The sequence below is a fragment of the Shinella sp. JR1-6 genome (assembly GCF_004284735.1).
GTDB lineage: Bacteria > Pseudomonadota > Alphaproteobacteria > Rhizobiales > Rhizobiaceae > Shinella.
The window spans coordinates 528,359-551,677 of record NZ_SHMI01000001.1 but is presented as its reverse complement, the minus strand read 5'-3'; the positions used below and the strand labels follow the sequence as shown (position 1 = coordinate 551,677).

Sequence of the window (23,319 nt, the reverse complement as noted above, 5' to 3'; positions counted from 1 at the left end):
AGACATAGTTCTCATCATCGCCCAGCGCGGCGCGCCAAATTCCGCCGATTGCCCTCTATACTACGCTACAGCCGCGCAACGTACTCCTTTGCATCGGGCAATGGGCAGCCTATGTGCAGAAAAGCGTAGAAGCAGCGGCGTTTGGCGGTAGCAAAGTTCGAATCATCCCCGGCCAACTAGGACATTCGTCCTACGAAGGCCTCGCGTTTGCAGCTTTGTATGACGGCTATGTGCCTGCATATCGGTAGTTGAGCAATCGTCCGCTAAGCCCGAAGAAGCCATTCGGCTGACGCAGCTACCGCCCATGATGGTATCGCTCCGCTATTTGAAGGCGCTTAACTTAGCTCAACCGCTATTTGAACCAAGAGCCAATTGTTCAAGTAACACTGCGCTCTCATAATTGGCCATGTCCGAATCAGCTTCTAACCTTCGGCTAGACCGCTTCGTCGAGGCCCCTATGGCGGGCGAAATCGTGCGCGCCTTCGTGCCGCCCCCATTCCCACCTGAACCGTCGATCGACGTACTGGCTCTGCTGGAAAGGCTGAGCCTTGCCGATCGGGCCTTGGGGCGTCTGGACGGCATCACCATGCTGCTGCCGCGCCAAGAGCTGTTCCTCTAAATTTATGTGGGGAAGGAAGCCGTGCTCTCGTGCCAGATTGAGGGCACCCAATCAACCCTCTCGGACCTGCTCCACTTCGAAACCGACAAACCCGGGGCGGTTCACTTCGCCTTCGGCCCGCCAACATTCATTCCTGCGGAACGAGCTCTCCGCTGACGATCGGTATGCGATCGGCGAGTTCTTCCATGAGAAGACGAACCGCCCGCGGGCGATAGCGCCGATTGGGGCTGACCAGATAGATGTCGAACGCGGGGATGTCCCAATCCGGCAGCACACGGACAAGTTCGCCGCTGGCGAGATGGCGTGCACACTGAATCTCGGCAAGATGGGCAATTCCAAGCCCTGCCTGCACCGGCACCAGCAATTCGTCCGAGGGAGCGAGAAGCAACCGCCGGCGGATGGTGATTGTTCTCGTCCGGCTGCCTGACCGCAATTCCAGCGTCGCCGCGTTGCGCGACTGGGTCAGAAAGTCGTGATTCTCCAGATCGTCGGGCTGCGTCGGTAGCCCGCATGTCTTCGCATAGCCCGCACTGGCGCACAGGACACGCCGCGCGGTCGCAACTTTGCGTGCCGAAAGATCGGAATCCGCCAACACGCCTATCCGTACCGCGATATCGATCGCATTCGCCACCAGGTCGACGCGCCGGTCCGTCATTTCCATTTCGACATCCACGCGCGGATATCGGCACATGAAATCCAGCACGATCGGCAGCACGACGAGATGTCCGAATGCGCCCGAAGCGGACAGCCGGACCACGCCCGCCGGTTCGCCTTCACGGCCGATCAACTCGCTCGAAAACGTTTCCAGATGCCGGATCAGCGGCTGCGCCTCTTCGAGCAGCTTCTTGCCAGCATCGGTGAGACCCGAGACCGCCGCGTTGCGCTGGATGAGGGTTATCCCCATCGCCTCCTCCAGCCGCGCCAAGCGGCGCGAGAGCGTCGATTTCGCCACGTCGTATTCACGCGAGGCACGCGACAGGCTGCCAGCGCCGGCAATCAAAGCGAACCAATAGAGGTCATCCAGTGAATAAGGCAGGGTGTTCATAATTCGGAACAGTTATATCCATTTTTGGTAATATTGAAAGCAAATACTGAACGCTTAGATTTTCCCCATTAGCGGGCGCAACGATGCCCCGCTGCCATTGGAGCGAACCATCATGACAGAGATCAAATCCATCCATTTCCTCACTTTCCCGCAGGTCAGCGAACAGGACCTGCTGGCGGCCTGGGAACTCGTACGATCATTGGCCTGGAGCTTCGGGCATCAGGGTCGCCAGCTCGAGGTGACGATGGGCGGTTTCGCGCCTGGTCCAGTGGCGACGCATATGGGCACGGAAATCAAGACCGACCGCGTGCTCACACCCGCCGACCGGTTCGACGTGCTCTACGTGCCGGGCGGCATCGGCGGCGGACAGGCATCGAAGAATCCCGCCATCCTGGAGCTGATCCGCCAGCATCACGCCGAGGGCCGCTGGGTGGCGGCCAATTGCTCGGGCGTCGGCGTCCTCTTCCGCTCCGGCATCCTGGACGGCAAGACGATAACCGGTCCGGTCGCGCTCGCACGGCGGTTGCCGAAGCTCGGCGCGCGTCTGCTTTCGCCTCGCCTCGCCTGGCATACGGATACCGAGAACAAGATCTTCACCTCCGGCGGCGCCGGCACCGTTCATCCGAGCACCATCGCGCTGGTCGCACAGCTCTTCGACCAGGACGTCGCCAAGGGACTTGCTGCGAATTGGGACTCGCTTGCGCTGCATGGCGATATCCTGCTGCAAGCTGACGGCCCCGTCATGGGGCTTCATCCAGACCTAGCGAAGTCGGCGCAAGACAGCTTCGAAATGGTCTTCCTGCCTGACTGACCGTCAGCTGATGATCGCTGCCGCCGCACGGCGGCAGCGAACCCGTTGCATTCCTACCAGCGACCCTTCAAGTAACAGCGAGGCACAATGGCCAAGATATCATGCGACACCGGAACCGGAATTTGCGCCGCGCCGGCCTTGGACGATGCGACCAGCGTCGACGACACGGCCAAGACCGAGAGCGCGCTCGTCTATGTCGGTGATCCGATGTGTTCCTGGTGCTGGGGCATCGCGCCGGCGCTTCGGCGCATCCAGGACCATTGCAAGCAACGCGGCCTGGGCTTTTCCATCGTGCTGGGCGGTCTGCGGCCCGGCGGCGGCGATGCATGGGATGCCAGATTCAAGGCCTTTCTGCGCCATCACTGGACAGAAATCGGTGCGGCGAGCGGACAACCCTTTTCCTTCGGCATTCTCGATCTCGATCACTTCACTTACGATACCGAGCCGGCATGTCGCGCCGTTGTGACGGTACGGCACATGCTGGGCTCCTCGGCTCATTCGCGCCAACTCTACGATGTGTTCGCCGCGATCCAGCACAAGTTCTACGTCGATGGAGCCGATCCGACCCGACTCGGCTTTTACGAGGACATCGTGGAGGCCGCGGAGATCGATTTTTCCCGCTTCAGCGAACTATTTGCCAGCGATGAAGCGCGTGAATGGACGAGGGGCGACTTCGCGAAGAGCCGCGACTGGGGCGTGCGGGGCTTCCCAACCATGCTCCTTAAGACCGCTGATCACCTTGTTCCGATCGCGACCGGCTTCATTGGGGCGGAAGACTTGATCGACAAAGTTGACACCACCACCCGGACGTTTGGCCTATCGGGCGAAACGCGGAGTGCATAGCCTTCCACCTTGACCACCACAGATACGGCCTCGGCCATCGCACCGAGGCCAGATTGCCGGGCCATCGCCTCTGGAATGCTGTTTTAGAGACCCTATGATGGTCACTTGCCCTGCGTGCTGGGGTTTCTGGATGTTGCGCATTGGAAAATGTGCAACGGAAGGAAGAGACTATGGCGATCTTGACGAAATACATCGGCCTCGATGTCCACCGTGACACGATATCGATTGCCGTCGCCGATGACGGTGGCGACCGGGAGGTGCGATTCTTCGGAACCGTGGCCAATGACTGCACCTTGCTAGACAAAGCGCTAGCGAGCATCGGCAAGGACGGCACGCCGCTGAAAGTCTGCGATGAGGCCGGCCCATGCGGGTTCGTGATCCATCGTTTTCTGAAAAGCCTCGGGATCGACTGCGTCGTGATCTCGCCGTCCTCGATGCCGCGTCGGCCGAATGATCGTGTAAAACCGACCGCCGCGATGCGCAGACGCCGGCCCGGCTGTTGCGCGCCGGTGAACTCACCGCCGTCTGGCTGCCGGACAAGGCGCATAAGGCGATCCGCGATGTGGTGCGGGCACGCCGGCAGGCAAAGCAGGATCTGGTTTCGGCGAAGAACACGCTGAAGAGCTTCCTGCTGCGGCACGACCGCTGGTATCCGGGAAAGGCCATATGGGGCCGAATGCACTGGCGCTGGCTCTCGGACCAGCGCTTTGCTTTTGCCCACGAGCAGTTCGTCTATGAGGAACACAAGCGCCGCATCCACGAACTGGAGGAGCGCTGCGCGCGGCTGGAGCAGATTCTTGAGGAGGCGGCCCTAGATTGGCCACTGGCCCCGGTTGTGACCGCGCTCCAGGCGCTGCGCGGCATCAAGTTCATCGCGGCCGTCACACGCGTCGCGGAGATCGGCGATCTGCATCGGTTCGACAGCCCGAAAAAGCTGATGGCCTGGCTGGGCCTGATGCCGGCCGAGCATTCGAGCGAAACGCGGACCAGACGCGGCGAACTCACCCGTACCGGCAACGTCGCCGCCCGCGACGTGCTGATCGAATCCGCGTGGCAATACCGCTATCCCGCACGGGAGGGGCGAGTGCTGCGGGAAAGCAATACCGGACTGCCCAATCACGTCCGGGCCGTCACCTGGGAGGCACAGACCCGCTTGTGCGCGAAGTTCCGCCGTCTGGCCGGAACCGGCAAGCACGCGGCAAAGATCGTGGTGGCGGTCGCGCGCGAGTTGGCGGGCTTCATCTGGGACATTGCCTGCCATACGCCCGCGCCGGCCTCAAGGCTGGCCTGACGCTCGCTGTGGTTAGCCACTCACGGACGAACGGAAAGGAGAAGATCGGATCGTTGAAATTCCGACCTAGCTGGCGTGCTGCGCGCCCTGATTGACGTTGACAATCCTCGATATAGCCCTGGGGCAGTGTCTTACGACGCCCGATTTAGAGCCGGAGGAAGGTCCACGATGGAAAAGGGTCGTACGGTAGTCAATCCGCCGATGAGAGTTTGATCAATCGTCGCCACAAACAGACGCGCACAGCACACCCGCCAGGTCGTTTACTCCCCACCTTGCATCGGACTTTGTGCCGGTGTCACAATAGCCATGCGCTCATCCAGACGTGCCCATCATGAGAGGGCTATGGAGTAGATAAAGTTATCTTCTTCACCCGGTGCGGTGCGCCATCTCTTTTCTCTAAATTTCTGACCGAATTGTGCTTTTTTGGCGACGGTCGAGAATGGTCACGAGGCGCTGCAGCTGTTGTAGTCGATCTTTCAGATAGCCTGCGATGAGGCCATCCAGCTTGTCGTCCATCGGGATCGTCCGGCCGCGCAGCCTGTCTCGCCCTGCCGCGCCTTGATCGAGCATGTGGAACAACAATAGCCCGCCCCCCTCGGCGACCCGCAACGGAAAAAGCCTTTCGCGAGAGAGTCACGGCGGCGGGGCACGGTCAGATGCGGCCGGGCCCGCAAGGCCGAGGGCCGTGCGGAGCGTTGCCTCGCTCTGCCCGGCGAAACGGCTGGCGGCGATGCGGCCGCGGGCTTCGTCCCTTGGGGGGAGCGGGCCGGCCAGCTGCTCGGCAATGCCATCCGGCGTTGCCGCCACATGCGGGATGTTTTCGACAATGCAAAGGCGATGCGCGACCGAACCATAGCGCACGACAGCCGGGATGCCGAGCTGCGCCGCCCGCCCGAGAACCCCCGAGGCGTGATCGCCGAAGGGCGGGTAGAAGCACCAGACCGCATCGCTCGCCGCATAGGCCCCGAGCAGTTCGGCATCCGTAACACTGCGGTTCACGCAAACCCCGCCCGCCTCGCGGAAGACCGCTGCATAGGCGTCGATCCTAGGCTCGATCCTGCCGCAGGAAATGAACTGGAAACGTTCCCGGAGGGCGGTGCTGCGCACATAGCTGTCGGTGAAGAGGTCGAACCCCTTGCGGCGGTTCTGCGTGCCGATCGCCGTCAGGACCAGGCGCTCGCCCGGTTGTCGCTCGCTGCGCAGCAGCTCCACCGCCTCCCGCTCTTCATCCGTCAGGTCCCAAAGCTGGAAATCGTAGATCCAGCCCTTCGCGATCGTGGAAAAGGCCGGGAACACGCTGAAGGGAAGGATGGTCAATGTGTGAATGGAGCGAAAGCGCTTCAGCCAGCCGAGGATGCTCCGTTTCCAGCGGCAGGAGCAACGGGCGGAGGCCGAAAGCGGCATCGGCCGCAGCAGCAGTCCAGCCGTCCGCCGTCCAAGGAGCGCACGCAGGAGGCCAACCGCGACATAGAGCAGGAAAGCCTCCTCCACCATCAGGAACAGGACGGGCGCACGGGAAAAAATAACCTCGCGCAAGCTGGCCCGGCGCGCGCCGAACAGGCGCTCCAGGACACGCAGATAACAGGCCCTGCGGCCGGCCTCCCCCCCGGAATAGACGAGCGGCCCATCCACTCGCCCCCTGGGCCGCATGCGCCGCGTCCGCCACAGCCAGCCGCGCGCCTGTGCACCAAGATTTTGAGGCTGCAGATCCAATCGCGCAGACGAACCCGCCGCAGCCGGCAAGTCCGCCTGCATGACATTCCCCCGGAAATCATCACCAGATATGGTCCAGGCCGTACCCACCTGGGAGGAAACGCAGCGGAGACGGCCCGTTGCCGGCCACCACGTCGGAAACATCGATTCAACGGGCGCGATATGCGATCCCGGCACAACCTTATCGTTAATATTTTTACCTTAGCGTGTTATTTGTGGATTTCAAGCCGGATATTGCAACCAGAACAGACGGTCTCCGGTACCGCTCGCCTTCCGAAGATTGTCCCCTGCCCCACCGCACGCACCACCGGCTTGCCGCCCCGGACCGGACGGTTCATAAAGGGCCGCACCAGACCGGCCGCGCCAGGGACGCAGGATGAACCTCAAGGAATTTGCAGCCCGCATCGGCCTTTCACAGACCACCGTCAGCCGGGCGATGAGCGGCTATCCGGAAGTGCGGCCCGAAACACGCCAGCGCGTGCTGGATGCGGCGGAGAGGCTTGGCTATCGGCCGAACATCAGCGCCCAGCGGCTGGCGACCGGCCGGGCCGGTGCGATCGGCATCGTCTTCCAGGGCGGCGGGCGCTTCGGGCCGCACTCCAGCGAATTCATGGGCGGGCTCTCCACGCGGCTGCAGGAGGACGGCATCGACATTCTGGTCGCGACCGTCGAAACGGAAGCGGACGAGGCGGCCGCCTACCGAAGGCTCGCCGCCAGCAAGCGGGTGGATGCGGTGGTCGTGCACACGCCGGGCCGCACGGACGCCCGTATCGCGCTCCTCCAGGCGCTGGACCTGCCCTTCATCGTGCATGGGCGCAGCACGGCGGACAGGCCCTTCGCCTTTCTCGACATCGACAATTTCGGGGCGATCGAGATGGCGACGGGCTATCTTGCCGACCTCGGCCATCGGCGCATCGCGCTCATCAATGGCGACACGGTCAGCACCTTTGCCGCGGACCGCGATAGTGGCTACCACACGATGCTCAAAGCCCGCGGGCTGGCCGCCGATCCCGCCCTCATCGGCCGGGGCGCGTTCACGGACGAAACCGGTTTCCGGCTGATGCAGGCCTTCCTCGCTCTTCCTGCCCCGCCGACCGCGGTCATTGCCGGCTCCATGATGTCGGCGCTCGGCGCCATGCGGGCCATCCGCATCGCGGGGCTTGCCGTGGGAGAAGACGTCTCGCTCATCGCGCATGACGACGTCTTCCCCTATCTCAGCCCCGACAATCTCGTTCCTTCGGTCACCACGACGCAATCACCGATCCGCGCAGCGGGCGAACGGATCGGCGACATGGTCCTGCGGCGGCTGCAGGGCGAGCCGCCGGAGGCGCTGCAGGAGGTCTGGCCCGTCGATTTCCGCATTCGCGGCTCCACAGGTCCTGCGCCCGTCTGAACTCAGACCTTCAGCTCACAGCGCTCCTTTTCGGTCTCGATCGCGAGATCGAGAACCTTCTGCAGCTCCGCGGCATGGCGGAAGCCGGGCTCGACGGGCTCTCCCCTCGTCACCGCAGCAGCAAAACGCTCGTAGCTGGTCGGCACCGTGCCGGCATCGAGCTCGCGCCAGACCGCCTGCTCGACATCCTCGCCGAGACAACCGCGCAGGCGAGACCCCTCGGTCGTGTGGATGACCTCGAGCGCGCCGCGGTCGCCATGCATGCGCAGGCGCAGTTCGTTGAGATGGCCGGTCGCCCAGCGGCTTGCGTGGATGACGCCGAGCGCGCCGTTGGAAAAGTCCACGGTCATGGTGAAACTGTCGTTGGCGTCGAGGTCATACTCGCCGATGCGGTTGTCCGGCGCCTTGTCGAAGGCCCGCAGCCGCGCAAAGACATGCTCCACCTCGCTCGCCGCGCCATAGCTGGCAAAATCGAGGATATGGATGCCGACGTCGCCGAGCACGCCGTTCGAGCCATGCCGGGTGGAAAGCCGCCAGAGCCACTGGCTTTCCGTCGCCCAGTTGCCCCAGGCCTTGGAGACGAGCCAGCTCTGCAGATAGGAGGCCTCGACATGGCGCACGTGACCGAGTTCGCCGGCCAGCACCATTGCCCGCGCCTTCTGTAGCGGCGCCACGTTGCGATAGGTGAGGTTCACCATGGTAACGAGGCCGGACGCCTCGGCGGCCCGCGCCATCTCGTCCGCCTTGACGTAGTTTTCTGCAAGCGGCTTTTCGCACATCACATGCTTGCCCGCGGCAAGCAGCGCCAGGGTGGTCGGGTGGTGAGCGCGGTCGGGCGTCACGTTGGTGGCGGCGTCGAAGCCATTCCAGGCGATGGCGTCCTCCAGCGAGGTGAAGACGTTGGGAATGCCGTGCGTATCGGCAAAGGCCTTGGCGCGCGAAGGGTCCACATCGACGGCGCCGACAAGGTCGACGCCGTCGATCGCGGCAAAGTGCTGGGCATGGGTGTTGGCCATGCCGCCGGTTCCAAGAACAAGCAGGCGCATGGTGTCCTCAGCGATATCCGGCTTCGCCGGCTTCATGCAGTTTCGGGCCGCGCTCGACAATCGGCTCCAGGGCCGCTTCGACCGGCACGTTCGGCGCGTCGTGGATCGCGCCATAGGTGCCCTGCGGGTTGAAAGCCCACTTCACGCCATTGGCGAGCACCTTCTGCACGATGGCGTCGTGATAGGTAGGGTAGGTCTCGTGGCCCGGGCGGAAATAGAAGATGTTGCCGGCGCCGCGGCGCCAGGTCATGCCGGAGCGAAAAACCTCGCCGCCCGCGAACCAGGAGATGAACACCGTTTCCAGAGGCTCCGGCACGGAAAATTGCTCGCCATACATCTCCTCGTGCTCCAGCACGAAGTTCTCGCCGAGCCCCTCGGCGATCGGATGGCGCGGGTTGATCACCCACAGCCGCTCACGCTCGCCGGCCTCGCGCCATTTCAAGGCGCAGGGCGTCCCCATCAGCCGCTTGAAGATCTTCGAGAAATGGCCGGAATGGAGAACCAGCAGACCCATTCCCTCCCAGACACGCCTTGCCACGCGCTCGACGACCTCGTCGCTGACGGCGCCATGATCCTTGTGGCCCCACCAGACGAGCACATCCGTCTCGGCAAGCCGCGCCTCGGTGAGGCCGTGATCGGCCTCCTGCAGGGTCGCGGTGGTGGCGCTGATCGCCGGATCCCGGTTCAGCGCCTCGGCGATGGTGGTGTGCATGCCGTCCGGATAGATCGAGCGCACGATCTCGTTCGTCTGCTCGTGGATGTTTTCACCCCATACGATGGTGCGTATTGCCATGTAGCGTTCCTCTGAGGCCGAAAATTGAAACCGCTTTCAATTTGTCGGAATCGATAGAGGCAGACCCGATTCTTGGCAAGCGGGGGCCTCCAGGATTCCGGTCGTTTTTCAGTGGAATGTCGATTTGGAGAAAAGGTTCAGCACGAGCACGCCGGCAATGATGAGGCCGAGGCCGACAAGGGCCGCAAGATCAAGTTTCTGGCCGAAGACAAAATAGCCGACGGCCGAGATCAGCACGATGCCGAGCCCGCTCCAGATGGCATAGGCGATGCCGACGGGTACGTAGCGCAGGCTCCAGGAGAGGAAGAAGAAGGCAATGGCATAACAGACCACCATCATGGCGGTCGGCACGAGCCGGGTAAAGTGCTGCGCGGCCTGCATGGCCGATGTGCCGAGCACTTCGAAGACGATGGCGACGACGAGGACAGCGTAGACGACGGTGAGGTTCATGGTGTTTCTCTGGCGCCTTCTGGCGCAAATCATCATCAGGGATCAGGCACGCGTCAGCGCCAGCAACCGGTCCAGCATGGCGGCACGGGTTTGCGCATCCATGGTCGGCGAGCCGAGAAGATCGGCAAGCCAAAGCCCATCGACGGCGTAGCGCACCAGCATGGCGTCGAGCGCGGAATCCGTGCCGACATTCTCCGCAAGGTACCGCTCCACCCATTGTCGCCAGCGCTCGCGCAGGTGCGGCTCGGAGATGAGAGCGACGGTCAGCACCTTCCACTTTTCGCCGTCGGCAATCCCTTCCGGCAGGAAGAAGACCGAGATATAGGCCCGGGTAAAGCGCCCCTTCGGCTCCGGGTCGTCACGCATCCTGTCGGCGAGCGCCCGGTCGAATTTTTCCGTAAGGTCGACAAACAGCCCGTCGAGCAGCGACAGCTTGTTCGGGAAATGATGCAGGAGGCCGCCCTTGCTGACACCCGCCGCCTGCGAGACCGCGTCGAGCGTCACGCTCGCAGGCCCTTTCTCCAGCGACAGCTTTGCCGCGACCTCCAGCAATTGCTGGCGGACGGCTTCGGGATGTTTCTTGCGGTGGTGGGCTTTGCTCATACATAAACATACCGTCTGGACGGTTTCTTGTCAATTCGACCAAAACTCCGACATGGCGGCGCGCTTCGTCGCAGGCAAATGGCCGGCATTGCCTGCCGCCGATGCGGGCGCTAAGACCGGGGAAACGGGAAAGAGCCCATGACGGACACGACCGACAACGGGGACGGCCAAAGCGAGACGATCACGCTTTACGAGGCGATCGGCGGCGATGCCGCCGTCAGGGCGCTGACGCACCGCTTCTATGTGCTGATGGATACATTGCCGGAAGCCGCGCGCTGCCGCGCGATCCACCCGCCGGATCTCTCCGGCAGCGAGGAAAAGCTCTACGAATACCTGACAGGCTGGCTCGGCGGGCCACCGCTCTACACGGAAAAACGCGGCCACCCCATGCTACGGCGTCGCCATTTCGTCGCCCCGATCGGCCCGGCCGAGCGTGACGAATGGCTGCTCTGTTTCATCCGCGCACTGGAGGAGACCATATCGAGCGAGGGCCTGCGCGCTGTCATCCTGGAGCCCGTCACGCGGCTCGCCCACCATATGCAGAACCAGGAATAACCCGATGTCGTTTTCGCTCCGCTCCGCAAGCCTCCTCGTTGCCGGCCTGATGGGGGTGACGGGCGTCGTCACTGCCGCCGCGGCATCGCACGGCAGCGATCCGCGCCTTATGGCCGGTGCCTCCGCCATGTGCCTTGCCCATGCGCCGGCGCTTGTGGCGCTTTATGCAGCCTGGCCGAGCCTGCGTACGGCAGCGCTCGCCTTCCTGCTGCTTGCGCTCGGCACCGCGCTCTTTGCCGGCGACCTCGTCCTGCGCCACTTCGCCGGACACGGGCTCTTTCCGATGTCGGCCCCGGTGGGCGGCATCACCATGATGGCGGGCTGGCTGGCCGTGGCGCTCGGGGCTTTCCTGCCGCACCGGGAAAGCTGAGATCAGCGCTGCGGAATACGAGCGAAACGCAAGAGATTGCCGTGCGGATCATGGATATAGAACTCCTCCATGTTCCACGGCCGCACCTCCATCGGTGACAGCGTCGGCACAGCCCTGTCGCTGAACTCGCGGTGGAGGTCGCCGATGCCGCCGCCGCGCAGATACACGGAGGTACGCTCGCAGAGCGTCCGGTCGTCGGTGAGCCGGAAATGCAGCTCCATGCCCTGGCAGCGACGGAGGATCAGATAATCATCCGCCCGGTAGACGACCTCGCTGAAGCCGAGCTGCGTGGCGTAGAAATCCTGCGTCTCGCCGATGTCGAGCGACGGCAGGACCGGCAACACTTCGATACGATCAGGATCGTCGTACACGCTCATGCACCCTCGACGACGCTGAAGCCCTCGAATTTCGGCGGGCCGAGATAGATGCCCTTGTCGGCCGCGGCATTCTTGTGCGCCTGCCGGAAGTTCTCCGACTTGGTCCAGGCGATGAAATCGTCCTTGCTCGCCCAGATCGAATGAGAGGCGAAGAGAGTGAAGCCCTCCTCGGCATTTGTGTCGCCCCTGAGCAGATGAAAGGACTGGAAGCCCGGCATCTCGCTGAGGCTGGAATCACGTCCTTTCCAGATCGCCTCGAAGGCCTCTTCGTGGCCGATGGCGATCCGGAAACGGTTCATGGCGAAGAACATCGAAGACCTATCCTGTCAGAGCGAATCCCGCCGCAGGCGACGCGGCTGCGGGAAGGCTACGACATTGTCGTTGCGCGCTTCAAGAGCTTGCATGCCCTCGAAGCTTGCAGCGCGCGCCGGTGGACGGGCGCTCGCCAGCGGGAACTCCGTGACATTCTCACTTTCCAGCATGTCGGCACGGCGCGTCAGAAGGGCATAGAGTTCCGGCACGAGGCCGTCGCCGTTCTGCGCAGCCAGCTTGTGCAGTCCGATCATCATGAAGGCATCGGGTCTTTCGTCATTCACTGGGTGGTGTCTCCCTGGCTCATGCTCTGCAGGGCGCGCTCGAAGGAGGATTTGCTGCCGTTGCGCAGCGGCACGAAGGCCTTCTCCCACTTCTTGCAGCCCGTCTTCACGCGGATGCAGGCATCATGGCTGATACAGTCGATGGGGCAGAAGACGCAGTCGACCGAGGGCAGGACGTTGTCGATGCGGGAAACCGCCTCGCGCAGGCCGCCGTCATGGTGAATGAGATTGGCGCCGTAGGAGCTGGCGATCTGACGCAGATGCGCCACCTGGCAGTCCCGGCCGCCGACATAGAGGAAGCTGCGGCCCTCGAGGCCTGCCTTGCCATCCGCCTTGTCCGCCGTTTCCGTCTGCTGGCGGGCCTGCTGCTGCTGCCTGTGCTTCTCGCGCATCGCCTTCCTCTCCGCTTCGCCCGTCCGGCGCTTGACCTTGGTGACTTCCACGCTGCGGGGCAACTGCCGGCGCCGCTGCTGCCGCGACCGTCTCCTGCGGGGTTGCGATCTGCTTTCTGAGTGCGGCGAGCTGGCGCTCCAGATCCGCAATGCGCCGGTCGCGTTCAGCGATCATCGATTTCAAGACCGCTTCCGCGCGGCCTGCAGTCACGTAGTTCATGCACGCTTCCCCTTTGGCACTCCGCATGGGCGGAGCCTCAGTTCGGGGGCAACCTACAAAACTTGAGTTTCATAGTAAAGTATAAACATGACTAGTAAAGTCATATTTTCGCGCAAAAAACTCCCGCCGGCGGAAGCACGGCGGGAAAACACGTTTCAGTTGAAGACGATCGGCACGTTGAAGGCCCAGGACGATTTGCCGGCGCCCTCCGGAATCTTCGCAAAGGGCGCCGCCCGCTGCACCGAATCGACGGCTGCCTTGTCGAGCGCGGCAACCCCGGAACTGCGCGCGATGCGAATGCCGCTCGCCGCACCGCTGGCGCTGATGGTGAAGCTCACCACCACGCTGCCGCGATCCCCACCCGAAACCCGTCGCTTCGCGCGGTTGATCTTGTTGCGCACCTTGCCCGGGTAGTTGGTGACGGCCGCGTTGCCGGCGGTCGAGGAATTGCCCTTCTTCTGGCCGCCCACCGCCGCGGTCTTCACGTCCGCCGAGCCATCGACCTCGCCGCGCGTCGCGTTCTGCTTGGCCTTGCCCTTCTCGCCCGCCTTCCGGACCGGCTTTTCCTTCGGCTTCTTGCGCTCAACCTTCTTGACCGGCTCTTCCTTCTTCACCTCGGGAACCGGCTTGATCTCTTCTTCCGGCCGGATCTCCGGCTTGATCTCGGGAACCGGAACCGCGGCGATCTCCACCTCTGCGGAAGGCACGACGAGCTCCTCGACCGGCTCGGAGACGATCGGATCCGTCGGTGTCATCACCTCGGTCACTTCGGGCTCGATTTCGGTCGGCTGGATTTCCGCCACTTCCTGCGGCACCGGTTCGGTAACGTCAGGCTGGATGGTTTCGGGCGTGATCGTGTCTTCGGGATTGCCGGACTCCACGGCCTCAAAAGCACCGTTTCCAAGCATCGCCACCTCGGCGACGACGCCGCCGGCAACCAGCGCCTGCTCTTCTTCCGGCGCCGGCGCCATGGTGAGAATGGCGGCTGCGGTGGCATGTGCCAGCAGGGAAAGGGTGCCCGCGCCGAGCCAGAGCCACTTGCTTCCAGACATGATATCACCCGTCATTGCGTTTCATGCATCGCGGCGCCTCATGTGCCGCGCACCCGATACTCAGCCTTCCAGGCCTGCCGCCGCCTTGCTGCGCGTCACGATGCCGTCCATGCAGCGGCCCTTGGCGAGGCCCTCGCCTTCGCAGACCGGCGCGTCGTTGATCAGAAGGTTCTTCACCGTCTCGCACTTGATGCCCGGCACGTCGAACTGGCGCACCTTGGACTTGCCCGCCGGCAGGTCGCGGAAATCGAGCAGTGCCAGGCGCTCGACCGTTCCCTTGTCGTTGAAGATGACGAATTCGAAAGAGACCTTGGAGACGTTCTGCTCAAAACCATTGGCCGCAACGAAGGTGAAGACGCAGCCCTTCTGCGAGCCGGCGAGCGCATTCAGCTCCACATCCAGCCCCTTGGGCGCTGCGGCCTCCTGGGCAGCGGCACCGGTGATGGTGGCAGCAGAAAGCATCGCGGAAAGAAGAAGGGTGCGTACGGTCATGGGCTCGCCTGTCTCGCTGTCGGTTTTCCGTCGGCCGAGAGCGACGGCCGCGGTCAGTCTATCCGGTGAACGCCAGAATTAACATGACTTTATCGCACCGGTATTGCGTGCATAGATAAATATGAGTAATGAAGTCAAGATAGTAAACGCAAAATCCGCGTCAAACCCCTGTTCCGCCAACAAAATTTACCGGGACGGGACTGGACGACAGGAAATTCGATCAAGGCCGCGCCCATGAGCAACACGACCCGCCCGACCCCCGCCGAAATCCGCGCCTTTCGCGCAGAGAACCCGAAGATGCGCGAGCGCGACATTGCCGCACAGCTCGGCATTTCGGAAGCCGCGCTCGTCGCGGCCGAGGTGGGCTTGACGGCGGTGCGCATCGACGGCGATGCCAATCGCTTCCTCGAGCGCTCGGAAGCCCTCGGCGAGGTCATGGCGCTGACCCGCAACGAGAGCGTGGTCCACGAGAAGATCGGCGTCTTCGAGAAAATCAATACCGGCAAGCACGCCTCGATCGTGCTCGGCGAGAACATCGACCTGCGGATCTTCCCCGGCACCTGGGCGCACGGTTTTGCCGTGACCAAGACGGATGGGGAGCAGGTTCGCCGCAGCCTGCAGTTCTTCGACAAGGCAGGTATTGCCGTGCACAAGGTGCACCTGCGCCCCGCGTCCAGTCTCGAAGCCTACGAGGCCATCGTCGCCGACTTCCGCCTGGACGACCAGTCGCAGGACTTCGTCGAGGTCGTATCGGAAAAGGTCGAGGAAACCGGTCCCGTCGATGTCGCTGCACTGCGCGAAAACTGGGCGGCGATGACCGACACCCACCAGTTCTTCGGTTTGCTGCGCAAGCTGAAGATCGGCCGCCAGGACGCCGTGCGCAGCGTCGGCGAGGACTTCGCCCACCAGGTTGCCGCCGACGCCGTCGGCCACCTGATGCGGGCCGCCGCCGAGCGCGAGAGCGACATCATGTGCTTCGTCGGCAACCACGGCACAATCCAGATCCATACCGGCCCGGTGAAGAACATCCAGCCGATGGGGCCCTGGCTCAACGTGATGGACCCGACCTTCCACATGCACCTGCGCATGGACCACATCGCCGAATGCTGGGTGGTGCGCAAGCCGACCGTCGACGGCCATGTCACCTCGCTGGAAGCTTATGACGGCAGCGGCGAGATGATCATCCAGTTCTTCGGCAAGCGGAAGGAAGGCATGACGGAGCGCACCGACTGGCGCGAGATCCTCGACAGCCTGCCGCGCCCCGACAGCGTTGCGGCCTGAACCGCCGTACCGAAAGACGAATAGCGCGTTTTCGCATTTGGGCAGCGCGCCGGTTACCTGCGAAGGACCACGATCATGAGCAAGAGCTTCGATTTCCGCCGCGCCCGCCCGTGGGAAGTGGCCCTCACCGTCTTCGCCCTCTCCGCCTCGCTGCTCCTGCCGCTTGCGGCCACGGGCCAGGGCGGCTTCATCCGCAAGGCCGTCGCACAGGAGATGCAGCAGGTCGACAGCTCGAAGCTGGTGGCGATCGGCGGCGCTGTGACGGAGATCGTCTATGCGCTCGGCGAAGGCAGCCGTCTCGTCGCCCGCGATTCGACCAGCACCTTCCCCGAGGAGGCGCTGAAGCTTCCCGATGTCGGCTATATGCGCCAGCTGTCGCCAGAGGGCGTGATCGCCGTGAACCCGACCGCGATCCTCGCTGTCGAGGGCAGCGGCCCGCCCGATGCGCTCGCGGTTCTCAAAAGCGCCGGCATCCCCTTCGAGACCGTACCGGAAGGTTTTGATCGCGCCGCCATCCTCAAGAAGATCGACGTCGTCGGCACGTTCCTCGGCGTGCCGGACAAGGCAAAGGAGCTGGAGACGACGGTCGCGGCCGATCTCGATACGGCCATTGCCGACGCCGCCAAGCGGCCGGAAAGCGAGCGCAAGCGCGTGCTGTTCATCCTCTCCTTCCAGAACGGAAAGGTCATGGCGGCCGGCGGCCACACGGCAGCCAACGGCATCATCGGGCTTGCCGGCGCGATCAACGCGACGGAGGGGGCTTTCGCAGGCTACAAGCCACTCACCGACGAGGCGATCATCAAGGCCAAGCCGGACGTCATCATGGTCATGAGCCGCCCCGGCGCCGGCAGCAGCGACGCGGAAATCCTCGCCCATCCGGCGATCTCGGTGACACCCGCTGCCGCCAGCAAGGCGATCCTGCGCATGAACAGCCTGCACCTGCTCGGCTTCGGCCCGCGCACTGCCTCGGCCATCCGCGACCTGAACAAAGAACTCTACGGCAATGTCTCTCAATGATGCCGTGCGTGGCGATGGCGCACGCGGTTCCTTCCTGATGCACTCCGCCCAGTCCCGGGCGGCGGGCGACCGGACGGCGATCGCACGCCTGACGCTCGCTGCCCTCGTCACCATCTCGGCCGTCGCACTCGCCCTGTCGATCGCGACCGGTGCCTCGGACGCCTCCGCCCTCAATGTCATCGGCGCGCTCTTCAGCGGCGCGGAGGACACCGCGCTCAGCATGCGCGATCGCATCATCGTCTTCGACATCCGCATGCCGCGCGCCCTGCTCGGTTTTCTGATCGGCGCAGCGCTCGCCATGTCCGGTGCGGTCATGCAGGGCCTCTTCCGCAATCCGCTCGCCGATCCCGCCCTCGTCGGCATTTCCTCCGGCTCCGCCCTCGGCGCGGTGCTGATGATCGTGCTGGGTGCAAGCCTCCCGGCGGGCGTGATGATCGCGCTCGGCGCCTTCGCCCTGCCGCTCGCCGCCTTCATCGGCGGCCTCCTGACGACGCTGCTGCTCTATCGTATCGCCACGCGCGGGGGGCAAACCTCCGTTGCCACCATGCTGCTCGCCGGCATCGCGATTTCCGCGCTCGCCGCTGCCATCACCGGCATCCTCATCTACATGGCCGACGACAAGCAGCTGCGCGACATCACCTTCTGGAGCCTCGGCTCGCTCTCCGGCATGACCTGGGCAAAGCTCTTCGCCGCCGGGCCGATCATCCTGCTCGCGCTTGTCGTCGTTCCCTTCCTGTCACGCGGCCTCAACGCGATCACCCTCGGCGAGGCCGCAGCCTTCCACATGGGCGTCAAGGTACAGCGGCTGAAATACATCGCCGTCATTTCCGTCGCCGGCGCGGTCGGCGCCTCGGTCGCCGTCAGCGGCGGCATCGGCTTCGTCGGCATCGTCGTGCCACACCTCCTGCGCATCGTCATCGGCCCGGACCACCGCTACCTGCTGCCGGCCTCGGCGCTCTTCGGCGGCGTGCTGATGCTCGGCGCCGACATGCTGGCCCGTACCATCGTGGCGCCCGCAGAGTTGCCCATCGGCATCATCACGGCGCTCGCCGGCGCCCCGTTCTTCCTCTGGGTGCTGCTGCGCGACCGCACACGCAACGGCTGGTAAGAGACTATGATCACCGCGAGAAACCTCTCGGTCAGCCTTTCCGGCAAGACCATCGTGCACGGCGTGTCGCTGGAGGCCAAGGCCGGCCAGCTGACCGCCATCGTCGGCCCGAACGGCTCCGGCAAGACGACCATGATGAAAGCGGTCGCAGGCGAACTGCCCAGCAAGGGCGAGATCACCATCAACGGCCATGCGCTTGCCGCACTTGAACCCTGGCAGCTTGCCGTCAAGCGCGCCGTGCTGCCTCAGGCCGCCACCATCGCCTTCCCCTTCACCGTGCGTGAGATCGTCCGCCTCGGCCTCACCGTCGGCCCGAACCGCCACGCCGAGCGCATCGATGCGATCACCGCGGAAGCGCTCGCCGCCGTCGACCTCGCGGGCTTTGCCGGCCGTTTCTACCAGGAGCTTTCCGGCGGCGAGCAACAGCGCGTGCAGCTTGCCCGCGTGCTCTCGCAGATCTGGGAACCGGTGCTCGACGGCGAGCCATGCTTCCTGATGCTGGACGAGCCGGTCTCCGCACTCGACATCCGCCACCAGTTGACGATCATGACGCTGGCGCGCCGCTACTGTGAAAGCGGCGGAGGCGTGATCGCCGTCATGCACGACCTCAACCTCACCGCCATGTTCGCCGACCACATGGTGATGATGCGGAGCGGCCGCATCGAACGCGCCGGTCCACCCGCCAATGTGATGACCGACGATGCGATGGAGGCGGTGTTCGGCTGCCGCATGCGCATCAACGGCGTGCCTGCGACCGGCGTTCCCTTCGTGCTGCCGCACACCGCTTCGGCCTGATTTTCCAGCACCTTACGGAACCTTTTGCCCCCAATACCCGTTGTCTGACCGGAAAAACCGTTCTGCCAGGAAGGTGGAGCGCTGTTCGGCCCGCAGGTTTGCGGGCGACCGAAAAAGGAGAAACGGCATGGCCAACGGACTGTTTTCATCGCGCAGCAAGAGCCTTCGCAACGGGATTCACGACGAAGCCCAGGCCGTCGAAGAACAAATCGCGGACCTGCGCGCGGAGATCGCCTCCCTCGCCAAGCTGCTTGCGGACGATGCCTCCAGCGGCGCGAGTGGCATTCGCAAGAAGGCCCGTGCAGCAAAGGTGCAGGCAAGCGAAGCTGCGCATGACCTGAAGGATCGCGCCGAAGGCGATATCCGTGACATGATTGCGGCAGGCGAGGACATTCTTGCCGATTTCCAGGAGCGCTACCGCGATTCCGGCCGCCGCGCCCGCAAGGCCGTGAAGGACCATCCGCTTGCGACCCTCGGCGTCGCCGCCGCCGCCGGCTTCCTGATCGCCGCCCTCCTGCGGCGCTGATCCCTTCCTCGCACGATCCGGGACGCCAACCGGCGTCCCTCCTATGCGGAGCGTCAAAGGCATGCTTTCACTGGGAGCCATTCTCCTGCAAAATCTCGTGACCCGCGTCAGCGACCGGGTGGACGAGACGATGGACGTCGCCAAGCGCAATGCGATCGCCGGCGCCGTGATCGGGCTTCTGCTGGTTACGGCCTACGGTCTCGGCGTCATTGCGACCGCCGTGCTGCTGTCGCAGCACTACGGCACCGTGCCGGCGCTCTTCGGCCTTGCCGGGGGGTTCCTGCTGCTTGCTCTCATCGTGCTGGCCGTTGTCGCCATGCGCAACAGGCGGGAGCGGGAACGGCGCCGCATCCGCCGCCGGCAACTGGCCGCACGCCGTGACCTGATGGCCGCAGCCGCCACCGCCGCGGTGAAAAAGCCGTTCGCGGCAACCGCTGTCGCGCTCGCCCTCGGCTTCCTGCTCGCGCCGAAATCCCGTCGCGACGACGACTGATTTTCCGATGTCTGCCGACGGCACGCCGCTCAGAGCGGCATGCGAATGACCGCCGTCACGCCCTTGGGCAGATATTCGACATGCACGCTGCTGCCAAGGATCTTGTCGAGACTACGCTCGATCAACACCGAGCCGAAACCGCGCCGGCCGTCCGGGTTGACCGGCGGCCCGCCGACCTCGTGCCAGGTCATGTTGAGCACGTTTTGATCGTCTTCCTTCACCACGCGGGCGGTGATCACTACCTTGCCCGAACGTACCGACAGCGCCCCATATTTGCGGGCATTGGTGGCAAGCTCGTGCAGCACGAGACCGAGGCCGACCGCCTGGTCCGGCCCCAGCTCCACCTCGTCCTTGTGGATCTCGATCTGGCTGTCGAAATCGATCGCATAGGGCATGATCTGCTTCTGCAGCAGCATCTTCAGGTGAATCACACCCCATTCGTGATCGCTGAGCAGGCCATGCGCCTCGGACAGCGATTGCAGACGGCCGGCGAACGCGTCCATGAATTCGACTGGATCGCTCGTCTGGCGAAGGGTCTGCCGGGCAAGCGACTGCAGCATGGCCAGCGTGTTCTTGACCCGGTGATTGAGCTCGCGCAGGAGGAGCCGCGTGCGCTCGGAGGCGAGTTGCCCGTCGGTGACATCGACATTGATACCGAGGAAGACCGTCGGCCGCCCTTCCGCATCCCATTCGTGCACGCGCCCGCGCCCGAGCAACCAGCGGCCGGATTTCGCCGCCCGGAAGAGGCCGTCATATTCCTTGCCGGAGGCGAGCGCATCCCGCAGGCGCCCGATGGTGACCTTGCGGTCCGCCGGATGGACCGAAGTGAAGAACTTGCGCGCCCGCATGGGCTTGGCCGGCTTGACGCCGAGCATGCGATAGAAGGTCTCGTTGCCGGAAACCATGCCCGTCGACAGGTCCCACAACCAGCTTGCAACATTGGCGGCATCAAGCGCCAGGGCATGGCGTTTCTCGTCGCGGGAAAGTACCTCGGCAGCCAGCATGCGCCGCCGGGCCTCGTCCTTCAGCTTGATGAGCGAGGCGGCGAGCGAAGCAAGCTGTCGCAGCCGCGGAACAAGGTCCGGCACGGTGCGCGCATGCGGTTTGACGTCGAAGACGCAGACCGTGCCGATCGGCTGACCGTCCACCATGATCGGCGCCCCGGCATAGAAGCGAAGGTGCGGTTGAGCGGTGACGCTTGGCAGGCCGGCAAAACGCTCATCCTTGCAGGCATCAGGAATGATCAACGGCCCACCGCCGCTTTCGGCGATCATCCGTGCGCAGAAGGAATCTGCCGACGGCGCCCGGATTTCCGGCGTCCCCTGCCGAGCAAGAAACCATTGATCCGTGCGGCCGAGAATGGTCACAAGGGCAATCGGCGCGGAGAAGAGTCCAGCCGCAAGGCCCGCAATATCGTCGAAATCAGGATCTGGACCGAGAAACACCGGCATCGCGGCGTCAAGCGCCGCCAGACGGTCTGGCGCATCCAGAACCGCTGCAATATCGGACGATACTGTCAGAACATTGTCCTTCATACGCCTCTGGTATGCGATTCCGCGCCCGGTTTCACCCTTGGCTTTCGCCTGACGACGCTCTTCGCCCCGCTCCCCCTAAATTATCCGCCGCCCGCAGCGCGCGGGCGGCGCATGTTGCTTTTCCCTACGATGCAAAGGCGCGCGACGTAATCGGCGCAGAAACCGCATCCGGGCCATAGTCGCTTTCGCCACTGACCTGCAAGAGTTCCTGCAGGCGCTGGCGGGCACGGTTGACGCGGCTCTTGATGGTGCCGAGCGCGCAGCCGCAGATTTCGGCCGCCTCCTCATAGGAAAAGCCCGAGGCGCCGACAAGGATGATCGCCTCGCGCTGCTCATCCGGCAGCTTTTCCAGCGCCTTCTTGAAGTCCTGCATGTCGAGCGAACCGTATTGCGAGGGATGCTGCGCCATGTTCTCCGTGAAGAGACCGTCGGAATCCTGCACCTCGCGGCCGCGCTTGCGCATCTTGCTGTAGAGTTCGTTGCGCAGGATCGTGAAGAGCCAGGCCTTCATGTTCGTGCCCATCTCGAACTGCTCCTGCTTGGCCCAGGCCTTCATGATCGTGTCCTGCACGAGATCGTCGGCCTGGTCGTGCCGGCCGATCAGCGAGATGGCGAAAGCGCGCAGGCTCGGAAGAACGGCCAGCAGTTCCCGCTTGAACGTCGTCTGTTCCTGATCCATCCTACCCTCACTCGGCCCGTTGGATGCGGCTTTCCACGGCATCCAGTTTCTCGAGAAGATCCAGGAATCTTTGGGGAAGTGCCTCGTCCTGTACCTGATGGTAGAAGGCGCGAAGCTTCATCGCAATCTGCGCATTGGGGTCTTCGCTCGCGGGTGATCGTTGCCCGCTTCTTTTCTTGTCCACGCTTTTCACAGTGCCACTCTCATCTTTCATCTGCGCCTTGTGACGAATTCGGCGTGGAAATGCCCGGCGTCAAAAAAAGTTCCCTTCGCCGGAACCTTAATTTGGCTTCCGCGTTCAAACCGTCAACTGCGATTGCAGCAATTTGAGAACAGGGGACCATCATGCCGATTTCCGACCGTATCGGGCCGCACCTTCCCGCGCTCCGCCGTTACGCGCGCGCCCTCACCGGAACGCAGCCCTCGGGCGATGCCTATGTGGCAGCGACCCTTGAGACCATCCTCATCGATCCCTCCGTGATGCCCGAAGGCGAGGACGACAAAGCCAGGCTTTTCGGCCTGCTCAGCCGTATCATCTCCTCCCTCCCCGTATCCGTGAGCCGTGGCGCCGGCGCCATTTCGCCCGGCGCAGAGGCCCCGTTCGACCTTTCCGGCGTTCCCCCGCTCGGCCGGCAGGCACTGCTGCTGGCGACGGTCGAAGGCTTTACCGTCGAGAAGACGGCCGACATCCTCGATGCCGAGACCAGCAGCATCCGCACCCTTCTGGACGCCGCCTTCGCGGAGATCGCTGCGCAGGCCGAAACGGGCATCATGATCATCGAGGACGAGCCGCTGATCGCGCTCGACCTTGCGCATATGGTCAACGGCATGGGCCATCGCGTCACCGGGATCGCCCGCACGCAGGCCGAGGCCGAAATGCTCTGGAGCGACAGCCGGCCCGGCCTCGTCCTTGCCGACGTGCGGCTCGCCGATGGAAGCTCGGGCATCGATGCGGTGAATTCCATTCTCGCCCGCACGGACATCCCCGTGATCTTCATCACCGCCTATCCGGAGCGGCTGCTTACCGGTGAGCGTCCCGAGCCGGCCTTCCTCGTGTCCAAACCGTTCAATCCGGAACAGGTGAAGGTGCTCATCAACCAGGCCCTTCTCTTCACCCCGCAAGCGCGCGCCGCGGCCTGATCTCGCTCCCGGACGGCCGCAGCGGCGGCGCGGCTGGCGGCGGTGGGAGGCACGCCCACCGCCGTCTTTATTTTGTCCGCAATC

The 23,319-nt window shown here is 63.9% G+C and carries 28 protein-coding genes and 1 pseudogene; 14 read left to right on the top strand and 15 right to left on the bottom strand.

The genetic code is table 11. The features are described 5' to 3' along the window. Nucleotides 1-406 precede the first annotated feature (406 nt). Nucleotides 407-706, top strand: a pseudogene (locus EXZ48_RS02575) (Fic/DOC family N-terminal domain-containing protein); the annotation flags it as partial. Nucleotides 707-746: 40 nt separating this feature from the next. Here the strand turns inward: EXZ48_RS02575 and EXZ48_RS02570 are convergent. Beyond that, complete coding sequence (locus EXZ48_RS02570) at nt 747-1,664, bottom strand: LysR family transcriptional regulator (RefSeq protein ID WP_130514193.1); 918 nt, start codon at nt 1,662-1,664, stop codon at nt 747-749. Nucleotides 1,665-1,776: 112 nt separating this feature from the next. Here EXZ48_RS02570 and EXZ48_RS02565 point away from each other — a divergent pair, with 112 nt between their 5' ends. From EXZ48_RS02565 to EXZ48_RS02555, 3 genes are all read left to right on the top strand, one after another. Then, nucleotides 1,777-2,475, top strand: coding sequence for a DJ-1/PfpI family protein (locus EXZ48_RS02565; RefSeq protein ID WP_050744117.1), 699 nt, complete (start codon nt 1,777-1,779; stop codon nt 2,473-2,475). Nucleotides 2,476-2,562: 87 nt separating this feature from the next. Beyond that, entirely contained in the window at nt 2,563-3,318 is a 756-nt protein-coding gene (locus tag EXZ48_RS02560; RefSeq protein WP_130514192.1) for a DsbA family protein, read from the top strand. A gap of 499 nt (nt 3,319-3,817) precedes the next feature. Beyond that, nucleotides 3,818-4,609 carry an IS110 family transposase gene (locus tag EXZ48_RS02555; RefSeq protein ID WP_371687633.1) on the top strand — a complete coding sequence of 264 codons (792 nt, stop codon included), beginning with the start codon at nt 3,818-3,820 and terminating at the stop codon, nt 4,607-4,609. A gap of 633 nt (nt 4,610-5,242) precedes the next feature. Here the strand turns inward: EXZ48_RS02555 and EXZ48_RS02550 are convergent. Then, entirely contained in the window at nt 5,243-6,259 is a 1,017-nt protein-coding gene (locus EXZ48_RS02550) for a hypothetical protein (RefSeq protein WP_130514191.1), read from the bottom strand. 439 nt (nt 6,260-6,698) lie between these two features. Between EXZ48_RS02550 and EXZ48_RS02545 the strand changes: the two genes are divergently transcribed. Then, nucleotides 6,699-7,715 carry a LacI family DNA-binding transcriptional regulator gene (locus EXZ48_RS02545; RefSeq protein ID WP_130514190.1) on the top strand — a complete coding sequence of 339 codons (1,017 nt, stop codon included), beginning with the start codon at nt 6,699-6,701 and terminating at the stop codon, nt 7,713-7,715. Between the two features lie 2 nt (nt 7,716-7,717). On the opposite strand, the gene EXZ48_RS02540 is transcribed toward EXZ48_RS02545, so the two are convergent. The 4 genes from EXZ48_RS02540 to EXZ48_RS02525 form a co-directional block, all read right to left on the bottom strand. Then, nucleotides 7,718-8,761: a Gfo/Idh/MocA family protein gene (locus EXZ48_RS02540; protein WP_130514229.1), complete on the bottom strand. Its 1,044-nt coding sequence runs from the start codon at nt 8,759-8,761 to the stop codon at nt 7,718-7,720. A 7-nt stretch (nt 8,762-8,768) separates the two neighbouring features. Continuing rightward, nucleotides 8,769-9,554 (bottom strand): ThuA domain-containing protein, encoded by a 786-nt coding sequence (locus tag EXZ48_RS02535; RefSeq protein ID WP_050744103.1) that lies wholly within the window; start codon nt 9,552-9,554, stop codon nt 8,769-8,771. Between the two features lie 108 nt (nt 9,555-9,662). Continuing rightward, on the bottom strand, nt 9,663-10,004 hold the full coding sequence (locus tag EXZ48_RS02530; protein ID WP_024270847.1) for a multidrug efflux SMR transporter: 342 nt from the start codon (nt 10,002-10,004) through the stop codon (nt 9,663-9,665). Between the two features lie 42 nt (nt 10,005-10,046). Next, the gene (locus EXZ48_RS02525) at nt 10,047-10,607 is read right to left on the bottom strand and encodes a TetR/AcrR family transcriptional regulator (protein WP_130514189.1); all 561 of its coding nucleotides are present in this window, start codon (nt 10,605-10,607) and stop codon (nt 10,047-10,049) included. 138 nt (nt 10,608-10,745) lie between these two features. On the opposite strand from EXZ48_RS02525, the gene EXZ48_RS02520 reads away from it, so the two are divergent. Then, nucleotides 10,746-11,162 carry a group II truncated hemoglobin gene (locus tag EXZ48_RS02520; RefSeq protein WP_130514188.1) on the top strand — a complete coding sequence of 139 codons (417 nt, stop codon included), beginning with the start codon at nt 10,746-10,748 and terminating at the stop codon, nt 11,160-11,162. Between the two features lie 4 nt (nt 11,163-11,166). After that, the gene (locus EXZ48_RS02515; RefSeq protein WP_130514187.1) at nt 11,167-11,532 is read left to right on the top strand and encodes a DUF423 domain-containing protein; all 366 of its coding nucleotides are present in this window, start codon (nt 11,167-11,169) and stop codon (nt 11,530-11,532) included. Nucleotides 11,533-11,534: 2 nt separating this feature from the next. On the opposite strand, the gene EXZ48_RS02510 is transcribed toward EXZ48_RS02515, so the two are convergent. The 6 genes from EXZ48_RS02510 to EXZ48_RS02485 form a co-directional block, all read right to left on the bottom strand. Further along, nucleotides 11,535-11,909 (bottom strand): glyoxalase superfamily protein, encoded by a 375-nt coding sequence (locus EXZ48_RS02510; protein WP_023515056.1) that lies wholly within the window; start codon nt 11,907-11,909, stop codon nt 11,535-11,537. Continuing rightward, nucleotides 11,906-12,220, bottom strand: coding sequence for an antibiotic biosynthesis monooxygenase (locus EXZ48_RS02505; protein WP_024270846.1), 315 nt, complete (start codon nt 12,218-12,220; stop codon nt 11,906-11,908). The genes EXZ48_RS02510 and EXZ48_RS02505 overlap by 4 nt, the downstream gene beginning before the upstream one ends. A 15-nt stretch (nt 12,221-12,235) precedes the next feature. Beyond that, nucleotides 12,236-12,505 (bottom strand): hypothetical protein, encoded by a 270-nt coding sequence (locus EXZ48_RS02500; protein WP_130514186.1) that lies wholly within the window; start codon nt 12,503-12,505, stop codon nt 12,236-12,238. Then, the gene (locus EXZ48_RS02495) at nt 12,502-12,897 is read right to left on the bottom strand and encodes a DUF2325 domain-containing protein (RefSeq protein ID WP_050744227.1); all 396 of its coding nucleotides are present in this window, start codon (nt 12,895-12,897) and stop codon (nt 12,502-12,504) included. The genes EXZ48_RS02500 and EXZ48_RS02495 overlap by 4 nt, the downstream gene beginning before the upstream one ends. A gap of 375 nt (nt 12,898-13,272) precedes the next feature. Then, complete coding sequence (locus EXZ48_RS02490; protein ID WP_037407949.1) at nt 13,273-14,169, bottom strand: energy transducer TonB; 897 nt, start codon at nt 14,167-14,169, stop codon at nt 13,273-13,275. Between the two features lie 60 nt (nt 14,170-14,229). Beyond that, complete coding sequence (locus tag EXZ48_RS02485; protein WP_050744099.1) at nt 14,230-14,661, bottom strand: hypothetical protein; 432 nt, start codon at nt 14,659-14,661, stop codon at nt 14,230-14,232. Between the two features lie 234 nt (nt 14,662-14,895). Here EXZ48_RS02485 and EXZ48_RS02480 point away from each other — a divergent pair, with 234 nt between their 5' ends. The 6 genes from EXZ48_RS02480 to EXZ48_RS02455 all read left to right on the top strand — a co-directional run bounded on the left by EXZ48_RS02480 (nt 14,896) and on the right by EXZ48_RS02455 (nt 19,881). After that, a complete protein-coding gene (locus tag EXZ48_RS02480) occupies nt 14,896-15,942 on the top strand; it encodes a hemin-degrading factor (protein ID WP_130514185.1) in 1,047 nt (348 codons plus the stop codon). A 75-nt stretch (nt 15,943-16,017) separates the two neighbouring features. Continuing rightward, nucleotides 16,018-16,959, top strand: coding sequence for a hemin ABC transporter substrate-binding protein (locus EXZ48_RS02475; protein ID WP_130514184.1), 942 nt, complete (start codon nt 16,018-16,020; stop codon nt 16,957-16,959). Then, entirely contained in the window at nt 16,946-18,067 is a 1,122-nt protein-coding gene (locus EXZ48_RS02470) for an iron ABC transporter permease (protein ID WP_130514183.1), read from the top strand. Before EXZ48_RS02475 ends, EXZ48_RS02470 begins: the two co-directional genes overlap by 14 nt. Before the next feature lie 6 nt (nt 18,068-18,073). Further along, a complete protein-coding gene (locus EXZ48_RS02465) occupies nt 18,074-18,862 on the top strand; it encodes a heme ABC transporter ATP-binding protein (protein WP_130514182.1) in 789 nt (262 codons plus the stop codon). 127 nt (nt 18,863-18,989) lie between these two features. Then, nucleotides 18,990-19,388, top strand: a complete 399-nt coding sequence (locus tag EXZ48_RS34745; RefSeq protein WP_050744094.1) for a DUF883 family protein — start codon at nt 18,990-18,992, stop codon at nt 19,386-19,388. Nucleotides 19,389-19,449: 61 nt separating this feature from the next. Further along, nucleotides 19,450-19,881, top strand: coding sequence for a hypothetical protein (locus tag EXZ48_RS02455; RefSeq protein WP_130514180.1), 432 nt, complete (start codon nt 19,450-19,452; stop codon nt 19,879-19,881). Nucleotides 19,882-19,910: 29 nt separating this feature from the next. Here EXZ48_RS02455 and EXZ48_RS02450 read toward each other — a convergent pair whose 3' ends face one another. From EXZ48_RS02450 to EXZ48_RS02440, 3 genes are all read right to left on the bottom strand, one after another. Beyond that, a complete protein-coding gene (locus tag EXZ48_RS02450; RefSeq protein WP_130514179.1) occupies nt 19,911-21,416 on the bottom strand; it encodes a sensor histidine kinase in 1,506 nt (501 codons plus the stop codon). A 124-nt stretch (nt 21,417-21,540) separates the two neighbouring features. Next, nucleotides 21,541-22,095 carry an RNA polymerase sigma factor gene (locus EXZ48_RS02445; RefSeq protein WP_024270843.1) on the bottom strand — a complete coding sequence of 185 codons (555 nt, stop codon included), beginning with the start codon at nt 22,093-22,095 and terminating at the stop codon, nt 21,541-21,543. Nucleotides 22,096-22,102: 7 nt separating this feature from the next. Continuing rightward, nucleotides 22,103-22,288 carry a NepR family anti-sigma factor gene (locus EXZ48_RS02440; protein ID WP_371260075.1) on the bottom strand — a complete coding sequence of 62 codons (186 nt, stop codon included), beginning with the start codon at nt 22,286-22,288 and terminating at the stop codon, nt 22,103-22,105. Nucleotides 22,289-22,440: 152 nt separating this feature from the next. Here EXZ48_RS02440 and EXZ48_RS02435 point away from each other — a divergent pair, with 152 nt between their 5' ends. Beyond that, nucleotides 22,441-23,235 (top strand): response regulator, encoded by a 795-nt coding sequence (locus EXZ48_RS02435; protein WP_023516523.1) that lies wholly within the window; start codon nt 22,441-22,443, stop codon nt 23,233-23,235. Nucleotides 23,236-23,319: the final 84 nt, after the last annotated feature.